16 protein-coding genes are annotated in these 15,408 nt (G+C 69.5%); 10 read left to right on the forward strand and 6 right to left on the reverse strand.

Annotated elements, in window-relative coordinates; all coding sequences use genetic code 11:
* The first annotated feature begins 42 nt into the window (after window positions 1-42).
* From QFZ21_RS13355 to QFZ21_RS13365, 3 genes are all read left to right on the forward strand, one after another.
* Window positions 43-873, forward strand: coding sequence for a MerR family transcriptional regulator (locus tag QFZ21_RS13355; protein ID WP_307378614.1), 831 nt, complete (start codon window positions 43-45; stop codon window positions 871-873).
* 128 nt (window positions 874-1,001) lie between these two features.
* A complete protein-coding gene (locus QFZ21_RS13360) occupies window positions 1,002-1,829 on the forward strand; it encodes a CPBP family intramembrane glutamic endopeptidase (RefSeq protein ID WP_307378615.1) in 828 nt (275 codons plus the stop codon).
* Complete coding sequence (locus QFZ21_RS13365; protein ID WP_307378616.1) at window positions 1,826-2,587, forward strand: CPBP family intramembrane glutamic endopeptidase; 762 nt, start codon at window positions 1,826-1,828, stop codon at window positions 2,585-2,587. Before QFZ21_RS13360 ends, QFZ21_RS13365 begins: the two co-directional genes overlap by 4 nt.
* Window positions 2,588-2,983: 396 nt before the next feature.
* On the opposite strand, the gene QFZ21_RS13370 is transcribed toward QFZ21_RS13365, so the two are convergent.
* From QFZ21_RS13370 to QFZ21_RS13390, 5 genes are all read right to left on the reverse strand, one after another.
* Window positions 2,984-3,805, reverse strand: coding sequence for a hypothetical protein (locus QFZ21_RS13370; RefSeq protein ID WP_307378618.1), 822 nt, complete (start codon window positions 3,803-3,805; stop codon window positions 2,984-2,986).
* 153 nt (window positions 3,806-3,958) lie between these two features.
* Entirely contained in the window at window positions 3,959-5,317 is a 1,359-nt protein-coding gene (locus tag QFZ21_RS13375; protein ID WP_307378620.1) for a HAMP domain-containing sensor histidine kinase, read from the reverse strand.
* Complete coding sequence (locus tag QFZ21_RS13380; protein ID WP_307378621.1) at window positions 5,310-5,987, reverse strand: response regulator transcription factor; 678 nt, start codon at window positions 5,985-5,987, stop codon at window positions 5,310-5,312. Before QFZ21_RS13380 ends, QFZ21_RS13375 begins: the two co-directional genes overlap by 8 nt.
* A gap of 118 nt (window positions 5,988-6,105) precedes the next feature.
* Window positions 6,106-6,642 (reverse strand): putative immunity protein, encoded by a 537-nt coding sequence (locus QFZ21_RS13385; protein WP_307378623.1) that lies wholly within the window; start codon window positions 6,640-6,642, stop codon window positions 6,106-6,108.
* Window positions 6,642-7,082: a DUF6194 family protein gene (locus QFZ21_RS13390; RefSeq protein ID WP_307378625.1), complete on the reverse strand. Its 441-nt coding sequence runs from the start codon at window positions 7,080-7,082 to the stop codon at window positions 6,642-6,644. The genes QFZ21_RS13385 and QFZ21_RS13390 overlap by 1 nt, the downstream gene beginning before the upstream one ends.
* Before the next feature lie 84 nt (window positions 7,083-7,166).
* Here QFZ21_RS13390 and QFZ21_RS13395 point away from each other — a divergent pair, with 84 nt between their 5' ends.
* Window positions 7,167-7,859 (forward strand): MerR family transcriptional regulator, encoded by a 693-nt coding sequence (locus QFZ21_RS13395; protein WP_307378627.1) that lies wholly within the window; start codon window positions 7,167-7,169, stop codon window positions 7,857-7,859.
* Window positions 7,860-7,863: 4 nt separating this feature from the next.
* Here the strand turns inward: QFZ21_RS13395 and QFZ21_RS13400 are convergent, their stop codons facing one another.
* A complete protein-coding gene (locus QFZ21_RS13400) occupies window positions 7,864-8,538 on the reverse strand; it encodes a GntR family transcriptional regulator (protein WP_307378629.1) in 675 nt (224 codons plus the stop codon).
* A 95-nt stretch (window positions 8,539-8,633) separates the two neighbouring features.
* Between QFZ21_RS13400 and QFZ21_RS13405 the strand changes: the two genes are divergently transcribed.
* Genes QFZ21_RS13405 through QFZ21_RS13430 form a run of 6 tightly spaced genes read left to right on the forward strand, consistent with a single transcriptional unit; the run spans window position 8,634 to window position 15,398 of the window.
* Entirely contained in the window at window positions 8,634-9,701 is a 1,068-nt protein-coding gene (locus QFZ21_RS13405; protein ID WP_307378632.1) for a substrate-binding domain-containing protein, read from the forward strand.
* 28 nt (window positions 9,702-9,729) lie between these two features.
* Entirely contained in the window at window positions 9,730-10,821 is a 1,092-nt protein-coding gene (locus QFZ21_RS13410; RefSeq protein WP_307378635.1) for a mandelate racemase/muconate lactonizing enzyme family protein, read from the forward strand.
* Entirely contained in the window at window positions 10,821-11,900 is a 1,080-nt protein-coding gene (locus tag QFZ21_RS13415) for an ABC transporter permease (RefSeq protein WP_307378638.1), read from the forward strand. The genes QFZ21_RS13410 and QFZ21_RS13415 overlap by 1 nt, the downstream gene beginning before the upstream one ends.
* Window positions 11,897-12,901, forward strand: coding sequence for an ABC transporter permease (locus tag QFZ21_RS13420; RefSeq protein ID WP_307378641.1), 1,005 nt, complete (start codon window positions 11,897-11,899; stop codon window positions 12,899-12,901). The genes QFZ21_RS13415 and QFZ21_RS13420 overlap by 4 nt, the downstream gene beginning before the upstream one ends.
* Window positions 12,898-14,418: a sugar ABC transporter ATP-binding protein gene (locus tag QFZ21_RS13425; protein ID WP_307378643.1), complete on the forward strand. Its 1,521-nt coding sequence runs from the start codon at window positions 12,898-12,900 to the stop codon at window positions 14,416-14,418. Before QFZ21_RS13420 ends, QFZ21_RS13425 begins: the two co-directional genes overlap by 4 nt.
* Complete coding sequence (locus QFZ21_RS13430) at window positions 14,415-15,398, forward strand: aldo/keto reductase (protein ID WP_307378646.1); 984 nt, start codon at window positions 14,415-14,417, stop codon at window positions 15,396-15,398. Before QFZ21_RS13425 ends, QFZ21_RS13430 begins: the two co-directional genes overlap by 4 nt.
* The last annotated feature ends 10 nt before the right edge of the window (window positions 15,399-15,408 follow it).

Genomic DNA, 15,408 nt, shown 5'->3' on the forward strand with positions numbered 1-15,408 from the left:
GAGGCTTGACCTTGACACAGTGTCACACGGCACAGTGGTGACATGTACAGCATCGGAGAGTTCGCCGCGTTCGGCCGGGTCAGCCCGCGCATGCTCCGCCACTACGACGCCATCGATCTGCTGAAGCCCGCGCAGATAGACGACGGATCCGGCTATCGGAGCTACGGGGTGTGGCAACTCCCCGACCTCTATCTGATCGCCGAACTCCGGGAACTCGGCGTCGGGCTCCCTGAGATCGATCGTGTGCTCGCCGCACCCGACCGAGACGTCGTGCTCCGCGCCGTGCTCGCCGCACGGCAGGCGGAGCTGGCCGAGACGGTCCGCGGCGACAGGGCGAGGCTGGAACGCATCGGCATACGACTGACCCGAGGAGGAGAGCACCCCATGAGTCATTTCATCGACTACACCGCCCTCGAGGAGCTCGCGGTCTACGCGACCCGCGGACTCGCGGAAGGCGGCGGTCCGGAGGCCATCGGCGCGACGATCTCCGAACTCATCCCTCTCCTCGACGATGCACTGGGAGGGGCTGGTCGTCCCCTGATCGAGCCGGGCATCTTCTGGTACGTCCCGGTCGAGGGCGCCGATGATGTGGAGGTCCACATCTCCTACACGGCCGAATCGGATCCCGTCCCGGGTCGCGGGTACGAGGTCGTCCGTCTTCCCGCGGTGGAGACGATGGCCCGACTTCGGCACCACGGTGACATGTCGGGGATCGGCGAGTCCTGGGCAGGACTGATGACCGGTGTCGTTGCCGACGGTTACGAGCTGACCGGTCCCTCTCGCGAGGTCTACGTGCACGCTCCCGGTCACGAGCCGGGAGACGACTGGATCACCGAGCTGCAGGTTCCCGTGCGGCTCGTCGAGGAATCCTGACGCCCGCGCGCTTCCACACATCTGCCCTACTGTGTTGGCCGTTGTTCTGCCATCATCGTCTCGAGTACGCCGGGGGGCACTCCTGAAGGGGGAGTGATCGACGACCGGTGACGTTCTGAGGGGGCATCATGGTCGAGCAGTCGTCTGCGTGGAAGCGTTTCTGGGAGCGGGGAGGCCTCTGGCGGGCGTTGCTGCTCGCCGCCCTCTACCTCGGCGTCTACGAGCTGATCGGCTTCCTGCTCGGCCAGGTCATCCCCGAGGGGAGTGCGCTGCGCGGCGCGAAGGGCAGCGCGGGAGATGTCTTCTTCGCCACCGGACTGCCGATCATCATCACCAGCGTGCTGCTGCTCGCGTTCGCGGCATCCGTCGGCTGGCTGAACGAGCTGTTCTCGCGGCAGAAGCTCGGCGGGCACCGGTGGATGTGGATCGCCCTCATCGTCGTGCTGCTCATCAACGTCGCGGCCCTGCTGTCGATCGACTACGGCAAGGCGGGGATGCCGCTGGTCGGCACCTGGCTGCTCACCGGTCTGTTCATCGGTCTGGTCGAGGAGCTGGTCACTCGCGGTTTCGTGGTGAACCTGATGCGCAAGGGCGGACACGGCGAGATCGCCGTGGCCCTCGCATCCGCCGGTGTCTTCGCCGCCCTCCACCTGGCCAACCTCTTCACCTCCGACCAGGGGCTCGTCGTCACCCTTGAACAGGTCGTCTACACGTTCGCCTTCGGCATCTGCATGTACCTGATCCTGCGCGCGACCCGCACGATCATCGCGCCGATGCTCGTGCACGCGAGCACCGATCCGTCGATCTTCCTCTACAGTTCGCACCCCGCAAGCGGCAACCCGCTCGGCCTTCTCGCGTCGCTGAGCACCTACCTCGTGATCATCACCGGGTTCATCCTGCTGATCGTTTTCATCGTCAGCGAGCGTCGCAACCGGCACACCGAGGCCCTGCGATGACGGGCCCCGCCGCCGCGGCATCCGTCCGGGTCGCGCCGAGGGTCTGGCGCGGAGTCCTCGCGCTCCTGCTGTACCTGGCGGTCTTCTACGGCGTCTGGATCTTCAACGGCATCGACTACCCGCGCATCGGCGACAGTGCCGACACCCTGTGGAAGTGGTACGTCGCCCCGCTGGCTGCGGGCACCGTGGTGCTGGTGATCGTCGTCTCGATCTACGGATGGTGGCGACCCGCGCTGTTCGAGAAGCGCCGACGCGTCCCCCCGTGGGTGTGGATCCTCCCCGGCGCGCTCGCGGTGATCGCGATCCTCAACCTGATCATCGGCGACTCCAGCCGCGTCACCCCCACGATGTGGATGCTGCTCGTGACCGGCAGCCTGCTCGTCGGATTCAACGAGGAGATGGCGACCCGCGGGCAGCTGATCGTGGCGTTGCGCAGTCGCTTCGGCGAACTGGGCGTCTGGTTCTTCAGCTGCCTCCTGTTCGGCCTGCTGCACCTGCCCAACACGCTGTTCGGCACCGGGCTGCTGGGCCTGTTCCAGGTGGTGCTCACCTTCTGCGCGGGGAGCGTCTTCTATCTGCTGCGTCGCGTGAGCGGAACCCTGATCGCCGCGATGCTCCTGCACGCGCTCTGGGACTTCTCCACTTTCGCCGCGAACTCCGGACTGCCGGGCGCCTGGGACCTCCCCATCGGGCTGGCCGGAGTGATCGTCGCGATCCTCATCGTGCGCAGGGAGGGGCGGGTCGACCGCGCGGCCTAGGTCTGGCTTCGCTTCGGCGGACCCGTGCGTGCACGATCTGCGGACCTGTGCGTGCACGATCTGCGGACCCGTTCACGATCAGCGGATGCTTTCAGCGAAAGCATCCGCTCATCGTGAAGAGGTCCGCGAATCGTTCCCTGCCGGCAGCGACCTGCGGGTGCGCGTCAGGGTCGGCCGTGCTCCGCTCGGCGCAAGGTATGCCCGGCATGTGCGGATGGAGGGGAATGGTGGGTGAGGTGAGGGGACCCCACCCACCGGCCGCCCGATGAAGGAGAGGCGGCTGAGGAGCTGCCACCCCGGGACCCCTCCCGAAGCAGCAGCTCCTCCAGTTGAACAGACCGGCCTTCACGCAGATACGGCCCGGTTGTGAAAGGCCTGTGGTGAGAGGGCAGCGACTCAGTCGTCGGTGTCGGTGCCGACGACGGCGAAGTCCGCCGTGAAGTCGATGTCGATCGAACGGTTATCGGAGGTCAGCACCGACGCGTCGAACGGGCTCACGTCGTCGCTGTCGACGTCGAGGTCGGTGATCATGCCGTCGGCCTCGGCGAGTGCCGCGGAGACGAGCGAGCGGATCGTGTCGTCGTCGAGCGTGAGCGCGGGTGCTGTGTCATCGGCCTCGGCGGGTTCGGTCGAGATGACGGTGGCCGAGAGCTTGTCGTCGACCCGCACCTCGGACTCCTCGCCCGCTGCGGTCGTGAGCTGCACCTCCCACGCGCCGTCGCGCTTGGCGTCGATCGAGGTGACCTCGCCGTCGGCGGCAGCGCGTGCGGCCTCGGCGATCTCGATGAGCTCGTCGGCCGAGTCCGTGCCGATTCCGGTCGCAGGGCCCTGGCCGGCCGGGGGAGCGCCCGCGTCGTCATCGCGCTGGTCGTCGCGGTTGTCGTCCTTGTCGTGGCGGTCGTCGGCGTCGTGCCGCGGGCCGTCCGAGACGGAGGGGCGGTCGTCGTCATCGCCGAGGTCGTCCGCGATCGCGGCGCCGACCGCCACTCCGCCACCCACGAGCACCACCGCGGCGGCGATGCCGCCACCGATCAGGAGGGCGCGCTTGCGACGGGGCTTCGCCTCGGTCGTCGCAGGTGCGGGCGCGGGGGCGGCGGCTGTGGGCTGTTCCGCGGCCGGAGCCTGCGCTGCGGCATCCGTCGTCGGGGTGACGGGGACCGTCGGCTGGTTCGCGTCGTGGTCGGGGGTCTGGTCGGGGGTGAGGTTCTTGTCGTCCATATGACGATGCTCTCGCGCAGGCACTGAAGCCTTCCTGAAGCGACCTGAAGGGTTCTTCAGGAACGGGTCAGGGGGCGAGCGCTGGGTCACTGAGCCGTCGAAGTGCCCGGTCGACAGCCCTTCGACAAGCTCAGGGGCCCAGATCCGACCGAGTCAGGGGGCGAGAGGCAGGGTGACGACGAACCGGGCGCCGCCCCAGCGCGACTCGTCGACGACGATCGTGCCGCCCTCTGCCGCCGTGATACCCTGGGCGATCGCGAGGCCGAGGCCGCTGCCGCCGGCGTCGCGGCTGCGCGCCTCATCGAGGCGCACGAACCGCTCGAAGATGCGCTCGCGCTCGTCCACCGGAACGCCGCCGCCGTCGTCTTCGATCGTCACGAAGACGTGCCGATCGGCGGGTGTCACGCCGATCGCGATGCGTCCTCGGGCGTGGCGCGCGGCGTTGTCGGCGAGGTTGCGCAGCAGCTGGCCGAGCAGGCGCGGATCCCCCTCGACGCGCGCGGCGCGGATGCCGGACCCGTCGACCTCGATGCCCGCGGCCCGGAGCCTGCGCACCTCGCCCAGTGCGAGGTCGTCGAGGTCCACCGGTTCGGCGTGCCGACCGGCGCCCTCATCGAGCCGGGCGAGCAGCAGCAGCGACTCCACGATGCCCTGCAACCGCAGGCCCTCATCCGACACGATCTCGGCCAGTTCGCCGATGCTCGTCACACCCGGATGCGCCTGCGCCAGCTCGGCGTGCTGACGGATCGTGGCGAGCGGGGAGCGCAGCTCGTGCGAGGCGTCGGACACGAAGCGGCGCTGCGCCGTGGCGGCGGCATCCAGTCGGTCGAGCATTCCGTTCATGGTCGTCGCGAGCGCGGCGATCTCATCGGCGGATGCCGGCACGGCGAGGCGCTGGTGGAGTCGCTCGGCGGTGATGCCGTCGACCTCCGCGCGGATGCGGGTGACGGGGCGGAGTGCGCGACCGGTGACGAGCCAGGTCGTCGCGGTGACGAGGAGCAGCAGCAGCGGGACTGCGACGGCGAGCAGCGTCGCGACCGTCGACAGCGTCTCGGCGTCGTCCTCCATCGACACGGCGAGCACGAGCGTCTGGTCGCCGTCGATGTCATCCGAGACGACGAGCATCGGCTCGCGGTCGATCGTCGTCGTCCGTGGTTCGTCGGCGATCGGGAGCGGCGTCGCTCCAAGCGCCTCCCGTGCGTCTTCGCTCGCCGCGCGCACCGCCCCGTCCGGGCCGATGAGCTGCACGAACTCGTCTTCGAGGTCGTCGATGCCGCGGTCGCCGGAGCCGGGGCCGGGTCCGTTCGCGCGATCGCCGAGTTCGTCGATGCGCTGCTCGGCGGCGCGCTGCGTGCTGCCGTGCACGGTGCTGCTGAGCACCGCGTAGAACGAGAGCGCGCCGACGGCGAGGGCCACCGCGACGACGAGCGTGGCTCCGAGCGTGGTCCGCCCGCGCACGGATCGCCACCAGCGACCGGCGCGCCGGCCGCTAGCCACCTGCGCCTCAGCCACCGTCGGCCGCCAATCGGTAGCCCGCGCCGCGGATCGTCTCGATCGCGTCGCGCCCGAACGGCTTGTCGAGCTTGCGGCGCAGGTGTCCGACGTAGACCTCGACGATGTTCGGGTCGCCGTCGAAGTCGTCGTCCCAGACGCCCTCGATCAGCGCGCGCTTCGTGACCACCTGTCCGCGGTGCCGCATCAGGTACTCGAGCACCGAGAACTCGCGGGCGGTGAGCGTCACCGGCGTCTCGCCGCGCCAGACGCGGTGGGCGGCCGGGTCGAGCCGCAGGTCGCCGGCCTCGAGGATCGCCGGTCGCGCGACGGCGCCCCGACGGACGAGCGCGCGGATCCGGGCCACCAGGATCGCGAACGAGAACGGCTTCGTGACGTAGTCGTCGGCGCCGGTCTCGAGCGCCTCGACCTGGTCCCACTCGCCGTCCTTCGCGGTCAGCATGAGCACGGGCGTCCAGTTCTCCTCGGCGCGCAGCGCCTCGCACACCTTCCATCCGCTCATCCCGGGCATCATCAGGTCGAGCACGATCGCGTCGTACCGCGTCTCGCGTGCCCGCCAGAGCCCGTCGACGCCGTTGTGCGCGACGTCGACGGCGAACCCTTCGGCCTCGAGTCCGCGGCGCACACCGTCGGCCAGGCGCACCTCGTCGTCGACTACCAGGATCCGCATTCCTCCAGTGTGGCCGCTCGACGCTGAAGCCGGGCTGAAGCGGGGCCCTCCTGTTTTCGAATCGCGCAACGGGGGGCTTCTCGCCGCGATCTGCAACCATTCGCGCGATTCGAAACAGTCAGAGCCCGGCCTGGATCCGGCGGATGGCGTCGCCGAGCGTGCCGGTAGCGAGGAGCCCGGGCCCGAGCGGCCCCGCGGTGTCCTCGCCCAGCAGCGGCAGGCCGCGAAGCGCCTCGGCTGCAGCCGGTGTGAGGCGAGCGAGTTGCCAGCGGATCTCCTCGATACCGGCATCCGAATCATCCGGCCGAGCCAGCCCGACAGCCTTCACGGAGTATGCGGCCGCACCGAGCGCGTGCGCCCCCATGTGCGCGACGCCCGCTGCCTGCGCGGCCGCCCGCGCCGCGGCCGCACCGGCGGGGGATCGAGCAGCGGATGCCGCCCTCCCGGCCACGAAGCGCCGGCGGATCTCCCCGGCGGTCGTGAGCTCGCCGCGCGCGAATGACCGCGTCCGCGCGATGGCGTCGCGTGCACGGTCGTCGTCCGGGGCCTCCGCCTCGAACAGCGGCAGCACGCGCTCGGCGCAGTCGGCCGCCCACGCGGCGACGATCTGCCGGTCGATCTCGCTGAGCGCCTGGGGTGAGAGCGGCTGAGCCATCAGCCGAGCCTCCTCGCGGTCCGTGCGCGTGCAGCCTCGTGCGCCTCTCGGAGCAGCGCGAGCACGGTATCCGCCGTCGCCCCGGCCGGGTCGATCACGCAGACCCAGCCGGCTTCCCCGTAGAGCGGATGCCGGAGGAAGACGTCGGGCGCCCCGGCATCCGCATTCGCCAGGGCGAGTTCGTCTGCGCGCACCCGCCCCACGTGGATGTTGACCCGGAACCGTCCTGGCGCATCGAGGCCGGACGTCGAGTCCTCGGGGTAGTTCTTCGTGATGATCGTGCCGTACGGCTGAGTGCGCTCCGGCATCCGCCCGTCGGGGGCATGGTAGAAGTACGCGTCTCCCCACGACAACTCCGGGAAGTCGCTTCCCTTCTGCGGTGCGACGACGAGTGCGCCGTCGAACGTGTGGACCTCATCGATGATCTGCTGCATCTCCATCATTCAATGATGAGCTTCATGTGCTTATGTGGACTTGTCCGCCACAGGGAGGGAAGAGCAGCTGTGAACCCTCAAGTACGCTCCTTGAGCACGGCGGGGATCGGCCGCCTGGTCGGCTACTCGACGCAGCAGGTGCGTGATCTCGAGCGGCTGCGCGTCATCCCTCCGGCCGAGCGGGCGCCGAACGGCTATCGGCAGTACCGGGCGCGACACCTGACCGCATTGCGTGCATATCGCGCGCTGGCGGAGGCGATCGGGCCCGTCCAGGCGCGTCAGCTGATGCCGGAACTGCTCAACGGCGACCTCGTCGCCGCCGCCGAGCGCGTCGATGAACTCCACGTGGCGATCGCCGACGAGCGGATCAGGGTCGTCGAAGCACTCCGAGCGCTCGAGGTGGCCGTCGACGACGCCACCGCCGTGTTCGCCTCCGAGGATGCGATGGCGATCGGCGAACTCGCTCAGGCGCTCGGCGTGCGCACATCTGCGCTGCGCCACTGGGAGGGCGAGGGTCTCGTGCATCCGTTCCGCGACGCAGCATCCGCCGCTCGCTCGTACGGCGCGACTGCCATCACCGAGGCGCGGATCGTGGCTGCCCTGCGAGCCGGTGGCTACGGCATCCCTGCCGTCGCGCGGGTCCTCGATCAACTGCGCGATGACACCATGACCGCCGACGCCCAGCAGATCCTAACGCGACGCCGCGCCGATCTGACGCGACGGAGCGTGGCGCTGCTGGCGGCCGCCGGGGCACTGCACGATCTGCTCGGCGACCTCGGCTGAGCCATCAGCCGAGGTGGCTCATCAGGCGATCGCGCGAGTTCTCGATGTGCGTGCGCATCGCGGCCGCCGAGCGCTCGGCATCCCCCGCGATGATCGCCTCGGCGATGTCCGCATGCTCGGCCACGGTCGCATCGACGTAGGACCCGGTGTACGCCAGCCGGAACGTGTGCAGGTGGCAGTGCGTGCGGGCGTATGCCTGTCGAACCGTCTCGTTCTGTGCGGCGCGGAAGACGAGATCGTGCAGCCGCACGTCGTGACGCGACAGCAGCCGGTAGGCGTCGTCGTCCGACATCGCGGCGCGACCCTCCTCCACCTCCTGGGCGAGCGAGTCGGCCTCTTCCTCCGTGCGCCGTTCGGCAGCTCGCGCCGCGCTGCCCGGCTCGAGGAGGAGGCGCAGCTCGAACAGCTCGCCCAACTGGCTCTTGTCGAGCAGATCGGTGGTGCGGTAGCCGCGCAGCGGCAGCTTCTCGACCAGTCCGTCGGACTCCAGCCGTGCCAGGGCCTCCCTGACCGGCGTCGGCGAGACATCGAACCGGCGAGCGAGCTCTCCGCCGTTGATCCGCGCATCCGGGGGAACGGTGCCTTCGAGGATCGCCTGCTGCAGGGCGAGGTACACCTCGTCGGCCAGCATCCGGCGCGATCCGACGTCGAAGGACGGTAACTGATCCAGAGCCGACATGTGAACCTCCGGTTGACAGGCTGAGTGTCTCCGATCAGTATAGCTATCAAAGATCCAATACGATCTTCGATACTCGATCACAACGGAGCTCAACGATGCGCATCACACAGCACGCCAGGCTCGGCGCCGTCATCGCCGCCGCAGCCTCGCTCACCCTCGCTCTCGGCGCCTGTACCCCGCAGGCCGCGACCCCCTCGTCGGGAGGCGACGGCGGAGGTGCCGGCGACCTGTCCGACGTGCGCGTCGCCCTGGTCCCCGGCGGAGCCCACCCGTACTTCCAGCCGTGGATCGCCGCGGGAGAGAAGGCGGCGAAGGACTTCGGGCTCGGCGAGGTCACGTTCAACGAGACCGCCGAGTGGGACCAGACCAAGCAGAACGACGTGATCAACTCCCTCGTCGCCAACGGCTACACGGCATTCGGCGTCTTCGGCGTCTCGCCGACCGACATCAACGCGACCTTCAAGAAGCTGTCGGATGCCGGCATCGCCGTCGGCTCGATCGCGTCCTGCCCCGCCGGCGACGAGAACCTCGCCGCGTTCTGCCTCTCCACCGACACCGAAGAGGCGGCCTACCAGGCCGCCGTCGCCGCGATCGAGTCCATCGGCGGCAAGGGCAACCTCGTGCACATGACGGGCAACAACGTCGACTCGAACACGCAGCGCCGCATCGCGGGCGTCGAGCGTGCCGTCGAGGAGACCGACGGAGCGGTGACTCTGCTGCAGAGCATCACCGACGTCGACACCGACCTCGCCACCGCGCAGAAGGCCGTCTCCGACCTCCTCGCCGCGAGCGGGAGCGAGGTGAACGCGATCGTCACGACCGCCTACAACCCGGCCGTCGCCACCGCCGAGGCCATCGCCGAATCCGGACTCGACATCCAGCTGGTCGCCATCGACGACGACGCCACCATCCTCGACGGCATCGCCGACGGCTCGATCTACGGCACGGTCGCGCAGAACCCGGTCGGGCAGGCCTACGTCGGCAGCTGGGTGCTCGCGCAGCTCGCCAGCGGCGCGTGCGAGATGGCGGATCCCGGTGTGATCGTCGACTCCGGCTCGTTCGTGGTCACGAAGGACAACGTCGAGACCTACGGCGACGAGCAGATGGCCTTCGCGGAGAAGGTCAAGAGCCAGTTCGAAGACGACCTGCTCACCTGCAAGTAGACCGACGAGATCCACAGGAGACTCCCCGATGTCCAGCATCATCATCGACGCTCGCGCGTTCCTCGTCGACGTCGCCGTCGAGACGGAACGGACGGATGCCGTGCAGAGCTTCGTCTCCCAGGAGACGGTGTTCGTCGAAGTCCGCACCGACGACGGCCTGCAGGGCCTCGGGTACTCCTACACGATCGGGACGGGAGGTCGCGCGGTGCTCTCGATGCTGCGCGACCACCTGCTCCCGATCCTGATCGGCCAGGAGGCCGACCGCATCGAAGCCGTCTGGCACCGCCTCTTCTCCTCGACCAGGGCGACGACCACGGGCGCGATCACCTCACTCGCGCTCGCCGCGGTCGACACCGCGCTCTGGGACATCGCGTCCCGCCGCGCGGGCCTGCCGCTCTGGCGCCTGGCCGGAGGGTTCCGCCGCGACATCCCGCTCTACGACACGGAGGGCGGTTGGCTCCACCTCTCCAGCGAAGACCTGGTGGCAGGCGCCCTCGCCTCGAAGCAGAGCGGGCTCAACGGCGTCAAGGTCAAGATCGGCAAGCCGTCCGGTCAGGAGGATCGCGAGCGCCTTCAGGCCGTGCGCGACGCCGTCGGTCCGCGCTTCGACATCATGGTCGACGCGAACCAGTCGATGACCAGCGCCGAGGCGATCCGTCGGGCCCGGCTGTTCGACGGCCTCGACCTCGGCTGGATCGAGGAGCCGCTGCCGGCCGACGACATCGAGGGGCACGTGCGCCTCGCGGCATCCACCTCCACTCCGATCGCCGTGGGCGAGTCGATGTACTCGATCGCCCAGTTCCGCGAGTACCTCGACCGGGGAGCTGCGGGCATCGTGCAGGTCGACGTCGCCCGCATCGGCGGCATCACGCCCTGGCTCAAGGTGGCGCATCTCGCCGAGTCGTTCAACGTGCACGTGTGCCCGCACTTCCTGATGGAGCTGCACGTGAGCCTCGTCGCCGCGGTCCCGAACGGACGCTACGTCGAGCACATCCCGCAGCTGCGGGCCATCACGCATACCGGCATGACGATCGAGAACGGTCGCGCCCTCGCCCCTGAGACCCTGGGCCTCGGGATCGACTGGAACCGCGACGCCATGGACGACAGGCTCGTCCTCTGATGTCCCGCTTCGCGAGCACCGTGCGGGCGGAGGTCCGGTCGCCCCGCGCCCTGCTCCTCGTGTTGATCGTCGCCCTCGTGGTGACGCTCGCCGTGCTCAAGCCGGCCTTCCTCAACGGCCCGTTCGTGATCGCTCCGCTGCTGACGTCGATCGCGATCTTCACGGTGGTCGGTCTGTCGCAGATGGTCGTGCTCTCGGTCGGCCACATGAATCTGGCGGTCGGGCAGCTGGCCGGCGTCGGCGCGCTCGTCATGGGAGCGAGCTTCGAGAACCTCGGGCTGCCGCTGGTCGCCGGGCTCGCTCTCGGCCTGCTGGTGAGCACGGGCCTCGGCGCCCTCGCCGGCTGGATCATCGCCAAGACCGGCGTCAACTCCTTCATCGTGACGCTCGCCATGAGTTTCGCGCTGCTCGGGCTGATCCCGACGCTGTACAAGGCGTGGAGCAGCGGCCAGGCCTTCACGGTGCTGCCCGACGGCTTCGAGACGGTGGGCCGGTCGACCTTCGCCGACGTCTGCCTCCTCGGCTACTGCGGCACGAACGCGATCCCGCTGATGATCCTGCCGGCGCTCGCATGCATGGCGGCCGTCTGGTACTTCTACACCTGCACCCGCCACGGGCGCGAGGTGCTCGTGACCGGCAGCAACGTGCGTACGGCCGAGCTCTCGGGTGTTCCCACCGCGCGCCGCATCATCCTCGCCCACGCGCTCTCCGGCCTCCTCGCCGCCGGTGCGGGGTTCCTGCTCGCCGCGAGCACCGGCTCGTTCACCCCGGCGATCGGCAGCGAGTTCATGCTGTCGTCGTTCCTCGGGCCGATCCTCGGCGGCACGCTGCTCGCCGGCGGCGTCGTCTCGATCGTCGGCACGGCCCTCGGCATCACCCTGACCTCGGTGATCCGCAAGGGTCTCGAGCTGTTCGGCGTCGGCCTCGAGGCGCTCAACGTGCTGCTGGGCTGCATCCTGCTGGCGGCCCTCGCCACCGACCGCCTGCGACTCGTGTTCGCACGCAGGCGTCCGCGACCGCGCGAGGAGTCCGCAGCGACCCTCGCCGCCGAACTCGAAGATGCGGAGGCGGTCCGATGAGACGCGTCATCAGTGCGAACAACCTGCTCCTCCTCGGGATCGTCGTCGTCGGGGCCGCGATCCTCGGCTTCGCCACCTCCGGCCAGTTCTTCGGTCCGGTCTCGCTGACGAGCTTCTTCCGTTTCGTGAGCGTGCCGATCCTGATCGGACTGGCGCAGATGATCACGCTCTGCGTCGGTCAGCTCAACCTCGCCGTCGGCGCGATCGGCGGCGTCGCCGCGTGCTTCACGGGCGTGATCATCACTTCCTGGGGCGTGCCGCCCTGGATCGGCGCTCTTGTCGCGGTGCTGACCGGCGCGGCCCTCGGCCTCGCGAACGGCCTCCTCGTCGTCGGAACCCGCATCAACGGGTTCATCGTGACGCTCGCGATGTCGCAGATCCTGATCGGCGCGCAGTACGCACTCGTCGGCACGCGCACGATCGGCCGCGCCGGCTGGCCGGAACTCGCCGCGTTCGGACGCTCCGAGATCCTCGGCATCCCGTCGATCTTCCTGATGACGCTCCTCGTCGCCGCGATCGTGGCACTGTACTTCGCGCAGAGCGTCTCCGGGCGCAAGCTCCTCGCGAGCGGCGGCAACGCTTCGGCGGCCCAGCTCGCCGGGATCTCGCCGGACCGCTCCATCGTGGTCGCGCACACGCTCTCCGGCCTGCTGTGCGGCATCGCGGCCCTGGTCAGCATCTCGTTCCTGCCCGGGGTGAACACCACCGTCGGCGGTGACTGGCTGCTGCCGAGCTTCGCGGCGCCGATCATCGGCGGGGTGGCGCTCGCCGGCGGAACGGTTGCCGTGCTCGGCACGGTGCTGGCCGCCATGGTCGTTCGTCTCGTGGATGCCGCGAGCCCGATCTTCCGGTTCGATGCACAGGTGGTCAACTTCGTCGTCGGCGCGGTCGTCCTCGGCACGGTGGCGCTCGGAAAGTTCCGAGAGGTGCAGGCGCAGCGACATGCGCGGGCGCTCAGATCCCTGCGCGCCGAGGCCGCACTCGCGGAGGTGAAGCGATGACCGTCGCACTCGAAGTCACTGGGCTCCGCAAGACGTTCCCTGGAGTGGTCGCGCTCGCGAGCGCCGACCTCGTGGTGGAGGCGGGCTCGATCCACGCGCTGATGGGCGAGAACGGCGCCGGGAAGTCCACGCTCATCAAGATCGTCACCGGCGTGCAGGGAGCCGATTCGGGGCGGATGCTGCTCGCCGGCGAAGAGGTCGCCTTCGGCAACCCGCAGGAGGCGATGGCGGCCGGCGTCGGCGTGGTGCACCAGGAGCGCAACGTCGTGCGGGAGTTCACGGTCGGCGAGAACATCGTGCTCTCCGCGCTGCCGCGCAAGGGCGGACGGGTGGACTGGCGCCGAGTGTGGGTGGAGGCGAAGCGCTGCCTCGACATGCTCGACCTGAACATCGACCCGCGCACTCCGATGAGCGAGCTGTCTGCCGCGCAGATGCAGCTCGTCGAGATCGCCCGCGGCCTGTATCGCAGTGCGCAGGTGCTGCTGCTCGACGAGCCGACAGCCTCGCTCAGCAAGGACGAGGCCGAGCGGCTCTACACGGTCGTGCATCAGCTCGCTGCCGAGGGGACGGCCATCGTTCTGGTCAGCCACAAGCTCGACGAGGTGTTCGCGCACTGCGACGCGATCACGGTGCTCCGCGACGGCAGCACGGTCATGCCGTCGCAGCCGATCGCCGACACCACCCGCGACGAGGTCATCGCGCGGATGGTCGGTCGGACGCTCGCAGACCTCGAGGTGGGCGAGCGGGCCGTGGAGCGCACCGGCACCCCGGCCCTCGAGCTGACCGATGTGAGCACGGCCGCCGGTCACCGCGACATCAGCCTCGCCGTGCACCCGGGCGAGGTGGTCGGACTCTACGGACTGGTCGGCGCCGGTCGTACCGAGCTCGCCCGATCGATCCTCGGCCTCGACCGCATCACCGCCGGGCAGCTCCGCGTCGATGGCCGGCCGGTGCGGATCCGTTCGGTGCGCGATGCGCTCCGCCGTTTCCGCATCGGATACGTCACCGAGAACCGCAAGGAGGAGGGCGTCTTCCTCCTGCAGTCGATCACACGCAACGTCGCGGTGACGATCTGGTCGGAGCTGTCGAGGTTCGGCGGCTTCGTCTCCGGGCGCCGCGAGCGCGAGGCCGTCGACCGCTACATCGAGATGCTCGACATCAAGGTGTCGTCACAGGATCAGCTCGCCGGTCAGCTCTCCGGAGGCAATCAGCAGAAGGTCTCGCTGGCGAAGTGGCTCGCCGCCCGTACCCGGGTGCTCATCATCGATGAGCCGACGGTGGGGATCGACGTGCGCACCAAGCAGGCGTTCTACGAGCTGATCTGGAAGCTCGCCGACGACGGCATGGCGATCCTCCTCATCTCCAGCGACCTCGCCGAGATGGTCACGCTGGCCGACCGCATCGTCGCGATGGACCGGTTCGTCGTGCGCGGCACCATCGAGAACACGCACCAGTACGAGGCGATGAGCACCGAGGTGATGGGCCACATCCACAGCCCGGCGGTGGAAACGGCATGATCGCCGCGCGCACGCACCGCGGTCTCGCGTTCACCACGCTCGGGATCGGCTGCGCGCAGCTCGGGAACCTCCACCGGGCGATGTCCGACGAGCAGGCGGAGGAGACGGTCCACGCCGCGTGGGCTGCCGGGGTGCGGTACTTCGACACGGCGCCGCACTATGGCCTCGGACTCTCGGAGCGCCGGCTCGGGCGTGCTCTCTCCACATACCCGCGCGATGAGTACGTGCTCTCCACCAAGGTCGGGCGGCTTCTCGTGCCGACGCCTGAGACCGCGCACCAGAGTGACATCGCGAACCTGTTCGACGTGCCGGCGGATGCGCGGCGGGTCTGGGATTTCAGCCGCGACGGCATCCGCCGATCACTCGATGCGAGCCTGGAACGCCTCGGCCTCGACCGCGTCGACGTCGTCTACCTGCACGACCCGGACGAGCACTGGGAGGCGGCGTCCACGATCGGCGTCGACACCCTCGTCGACCTGCGGGAGCAGGGCGTCATCGGTGCCTGCGGAGCGGGGATGAACCGGGCCGACATGCTCGCCGACTTCATCGCGCACACCGACATCGACATCGTCATGTGCGCCGGTCGCCTGACGCTGCTCGAGCAGGAGAGTGCGGTGCGGATGCTGCGCCTCGCACGCGAGCGCCATGTCGCGGTCGTCGCCGCCGGGGTCTACAACTCCGGCATCCTCAGCCGGGAGACGGTACCCGACCGGATCACCTACGACTACGCCGCGGCATCCGACGACATACTGCGACGCGCACGCGACATCGAGCGCATCTGCCGCGACCACGGGGTCGCGCTGCCGGCCGTCGCTCTGCAGTTCCCGCTGCGCTCGCCGCAGGTGGTCTCGGCCGTCGTCGGCGTCGAGAACCGCGAGCAGGCGGAGGCGGCCGCTGCGAGGATGGCGGCATCCGTCCCCGACGAGCTGTGGAGCGCGCTCGCCACTGCCGGGCACATCGTCACCCACGAGCTGGTCTGACCCGAAGGAG

The organism is Microbacterium sp. W4I20 (assembly GCF_030816505.1).
Lineage (GTDB): Bacteria > Actinomycetota > Actinomycetes > Actinomycetales > Microbacteriaceae > Microbacterium.